The sequence below is a fragment of the Azotobacter armeniacus genome (genome assembly GCF_054779355.1).
This window is the reverse complement of sequence record NZ_BAAGYK010000138.1, coordinates 1-4,364: the sequence shown is the minus strand read 5'-3', so window position 1 is coordinate 4,364 and position 4,364 is coordinate 1. Positions and strand designations below refer to the sequence as shown.

The window sequence follows — 4,364 nt, the reverse complement described above, 5'->3', positions numbered from 1 at the left end:
CGCCGCGTGTTCACGCGCTACGACAAGCTTGACCTCATGTACGCCGCCTTCATCACTGTGGCTCTTATCGCTGAGGTCCTACGTTAGTGTTAACAGGCCCTAGCGCAGTTTCACCCTATTCAGATTCGCCTTTTGGGGGCGATCAGGATAACGTTGCGGCGTGCGGCGCCCTGATAATGATCTGAGGCTGAGTGATCCCCACAAAATCACCCCAGCGCAGCCTCTCCCGGGAAATGTCTCCCGCATAAATGCGTGCATACTCCAGTCCCAGCCGCCACAGCGACAGCACGTGCTTGTCCTTGACGCTGTTGCTCTGGAAGCGCCGCTCGTGCCCCGCCTCCCGCGCCTGCAGACCCAGCAGGCACAGCGCGTAGTTGGCCAGCACGGCAATCAGCAGCAGGATCTCGATGCGCCGCGGGCAGCGGCTGCGATGCAGCTCCAGGCCGATCCCCAGCCGATGGCTCTTCAGGTCACGGAAGCCCTCCTCGACCTGCATGCGCCGCTGGTAGATCGCCACGACCTGCGCGGCATTCCACTGCGCCTCGGGCAGGTTGCCGGCCAGCAGCCAGGGCGCGCTCTCGCGCTGCGCCTTTTGCCGACGGCACTGTGCACTCCCATGTCCATTTCCATCTGGCGCTGCATGGAGCGGGAGCCGTTCACCTCCACTCCCATTCCCAGTCTCATGGGACCGATACGAGCAAATGACGGGCAGAGTCTTTCCGAATCCTGCGGGCTCTCTTATCGGTTCTTGAGCCGCCGCGAGCGTCCCGAGGCCGCGCGCTCCTGCTCGATGCCGCTGTAGTAGATGTCCTGGGTAGTGCTGGCCTTGGCATGGCCCAGGTCGTCCTGCAGGTGCTTGAGTGGCCGATGCGGCGCGTCGTAAGTGGCGCTAGTATGGCGCAGCCAGTAGGTGCTGGCTGCGCGCAGGCTGGAGATCTCCCTTTCGCTGCGGCCCTCGGCCTGCATCCGCTTGACCGCGGTGTCAAAGCACTTCTGTACGATGTTGCGGATCTGCCGATCGGTCAGCCCGCTGCGGCCGTCCAGCTTCAGCAGCAGCGGCGTAGATTCGCCAGGCTGGGGCAGCGGGGTCAGGTTGCGCGAGATGCGGTAACGCTTGAGGTAGCCGAGCAATTCGCTACTGACCGAGACTCGCCGCTCCTTGCTTCCCTTGCCGACGGTCACATACCACCAGGCGCCACTGGCGTCCTGCTGGAAGGACTGCATGGTTGGACTCCACTCAGGGCGACCGGCCAGTTCGGAGGTGCGCAGGTACAGGGAGAACAACGCGGCAACCACGAACAGGGTGCGCTCGTGCCGCTCCGGGTCCTGGTGGGCCATCCACTCAGCGGTCTCGATGACGAACGCCCACTGCAGCGGGTCCAGCACCTTGCCGCTGATCGGGGACGCATGCTTCTGGAAGAAGCGGCTCGGTTCCTTGATGGCGCGAAACGGGTTGCCGATCAGCGCGTCTTGTTCGTTCAGGAAATCGTAAAAGGAACAGCAGATAGCGAAGGTCTGCTTCAACGATCCCGGGGTGAGCGTGTAGTGCTCCGGGATCTGGCGTGGCATGCCGGTCTCGTCGGCGAGCTTGCGGGCGGCCTTGCTGCCGAGGATCTCGTAGGGGCGCCATTGCGGATTGGGGACGAACTCGCCGGGCTCCTCGCCGGCGATGAAGCGCCGCCGTACTGCTTGGCCGACCCATTCCGTGTCCGGCTCGCGGGTGAACTCCAGGAAGGTCTCGGCGTCCTGGCGTGCCAGCTTCAGGACCGAACTCCCCTTCCGCAGCCAGCTCCACAGCAGCAGACGTTCCACCTGGATCCGGTATGCCTTGTAGGTGGTTTCCCAGCCGGCATAGGAATGCAGGAAATCCCGCGTGTGCAGGTAATCGTCTTTGGCCGGAATCCCGGGTTCGAGCTTGTTCAGAAAACGTACGACGAAGCGGTTTTCGAAGGTCAGGCTGCTTGTGGACAAGCCGAGGAAACGTGCGTAGGTGTCGAACAGCGGCTGGGGTGCGAGTTCGGTCATTGGTAGGAGTATCGATTGGATGATGATAGTAACTGTATTTGTTCCGATTATAAGCATAATCGGTATTTATACGATACTGTCAACACTTGCGATAATCCTCGCAGAATTCGGAAAATTGTACGCTAATAGAGCAAGCCAGACTGGAAACTGCAGATTTCAGCTCAGTTCTCTGCGGAGGAGCAATAAAACGTTAATGCAACTTCAAACGGGGTTCAGTGCTTCGGCCGATGTGCTCACCGAGAATCAGCAGACCGGTGCGAAAGAAGCCGTAGAGTGTCATCTGATGCATGCGGTAGAGCGAGAGGTAGAACATCCGTGCCAGCCAGCCTTCCAGTTTCACCCTACCTATCAGATTGCCCATCAGGTTACCGACGGCACTGAAGCGTGACAGCGATACCAGCGAACCGTAATCCTTGTAGCGGTATTCCGGCAGCGGCTTGCCAGCCAGGCGCAGCGTTAGCGACCTAGCCAGCAGAGCGGCCTGCTGGTGTGCTGCCTGGGCACGCGGCGGCACGTTCTGCCCGCTGCCATCGCTAAGCGGACAGGCAGCACAGTCGCCAAGGGCGAAGATGGCATCGTCCAGAGTTGTCTGCAGACTGGAACGCACCAGCAACTGATTGGTCCGGTTGCTTTCCAAGCCATCCAGGTCCTTGAGGAATTCTGGAGCCTTCACGCCGGCGGCCCAGACCTTGAGGCTGGCGGGAATGCCCCGACCATCGCTGATGGTTATGCCATTGGCGCCCACTTCCTTCACCGTGGAGGCAAGGAGAACGGTTATTCCGAGCCTTTCCAAAGTGCGGTGCACTGCCTCACCGAGGTGCTCGGGCAGCGTCGGTAGCACTCTGGAGCCGGCCTCGATCAGGGTGATCTTCATATTCTGCGGCTGGATGCCTTTCAGGCCGTAGGCGGACAGCTCCTGCGCCGCATTGCGCAGCTCGGCGGCCAGCTCGACCCCGGTGGCGCCAGCACCGACGATGGCTATGTTGATCTGGGTATTGTCGTTTGGGAGGGCATGAGCGCTCAGGTAGTGGCTCAGAAGCTGCTCGTGGAAACACTTGGCCTGCTCGGTTGTGTCGAGAAGGATGCAATGCTCGGCGACGCCTTGGGTGCCGAAGTCGTTGGTCTGGCTGCCGATGGCGATAACCAGAGTGTCGTAGTTCAGGCTGCGCGCCGGCACCAGTTCGCAACCCCCCTTGCCGGAAACGGCGGCCAGTTGGATCTGTCTGGCGGCACGATCCAGACCGCAGAAGCGGCCGATCTGGAACTCGAAGTGGTTCCATTTCGCTTGGGCGATATAGTTGAGTTCATTTTCCGACGAGTTCAGCGAGCCCGCCGCGACCTCGTGCAGCAAGGGTTTCCAGATATGGGTGAGATGGTCATCGACCAGGATGATCTCGGCCTTGCCGCGCTTTCCCAGGATGCGGCCAAGACGCGTGGCGAGTTCAAGCCCGCCAGCCCCGCCGCCGACGATAACGATACGATGGGTCATGACAATACACTTGCTCTCGTCGATCTTGAATGATCCAGTATACGCAATAGAGATCGAGGCTTCTTTTCATGTAGCCGGCTTAGGGGTGTTGACGTTTCGAGCCAGAGGGGTCGATGAGGACGGGAAAGCCTGCAAAATCAAGGTTCCCACAGCGTCCCTCCGCAGGCTGGCAATGCCCCGATCGATGCTCACCGACGAGCTCTGGTCGAAGCTGGAAAAAGTTCTGCTCCAGCAATCCATCTACCAAAAGCCGGATCTGCGCATGACGGTCGAGGGCATGCTCTACCGGATGCGCGTGGGCTGCCCGTGGAGAGACCTGCCTAGCGCCTTCGGATGCTGGAACTCGGTCTACTGGATTGCCCGTGGCGTTCGAGATCACCGGGGGCGAGGTCAACGACTGTAGTTCGGCCCCCGAGCTGATTGCGCAACTGGAGTCGTTCAAGGGACAGCGAGACTTGCCGCGCCAGCCTCGCAAACGCGGAGGAAGCGCGAAGCGACGTGGCTTGTCCGCCGAGCAAACTCCTGTCCGGGTGGTGCGGGATCGCAGCGGCCAACAGGCCGACTTTCAGTTGGAGAAGCTCGATGCGCTGTATGTCGGGGAGCGGCTACGGCTTCTGATCGATGCCGATGCGATTCTTTGCACCGACAGTGCTGCCGTTTATTCCCACTTCGCCAAGGCGCAAGGCATTACCCATCGACAGGTCAATCCGAGTCATGGACGCAGGGTCATAACAATAGGTTGCATGGTTATTAACGCGGCAATCAAATTCACGATATAAAGGGACATGAAAAAGATCGATGCCCGAAAGCTCTCTCGAGAAACTCAGGACCAGATGCGACGCCTGGCCAT

Annotated in this window: 2 protein-coding genes and 3 pseudogenes; 2 read left to right on the top strand and 3 right to left on the bottom strand. The window is 60.3% G+C overall.

The genetic code is table 11. From position 1 onward, the window contains the following. Positions 1-142: 142 nt before the first annotated feature. The 3 genes and pseudogenes from ACYVD0_RS18570 to ACYVD0_RS18560 all read right to left on the bottom strand — a co-directional run. Positions 143-598, bottom strand: a pseudogene (locus tag ACYVD0_RS18570) (transposase); the annotation flags it as partial. Between the two features lie 140 nt (positions 599-738). Further along, positions 739-2,025, bottom strand: coding sequence for a tyrosine-type recombinase/integrase (locus tag ACYVD0_RS18565; protein ID WP_460428179.1), 1,287 nt, complete (start codon positions 2,023-2,025; stop codon positions 739-741). A 190-nt stretch (positions 2,026-2,215) separates the two neighbouring features. Next, entirely contained in the window at positions 2,216-3,514 is a 1,299-nt protein-coding gene (locus ACYVD0_RS18560) for an NAD(P)/FAD-dependent oxidoreductase (RefSeq protein ID WP_460428178.1), read from the bottom strand. Between the two features lie 172 nt (positions 3,515-3,686). Here ACYVD0_RS18560 and ACYVD0_RS18555 point away from each other — a divergent pair. Further along, positions 3,687-3,881, top strand: a pseudogene (locus ACYVD0_RS18555) (transposase); the annotation flags it as partial. Between the two features lie 61 nt (positions 3,882-3,942). Beyond that, positions 3,943-4,242 (top strand): annotated as a pseudogene (locus tag ACYVD0_RS18550) (IS1595 family transposase); the annotation flags it as partial. Between the last annotated feature and the right edge of the window lie 122 nt (positions 4,243-4,364).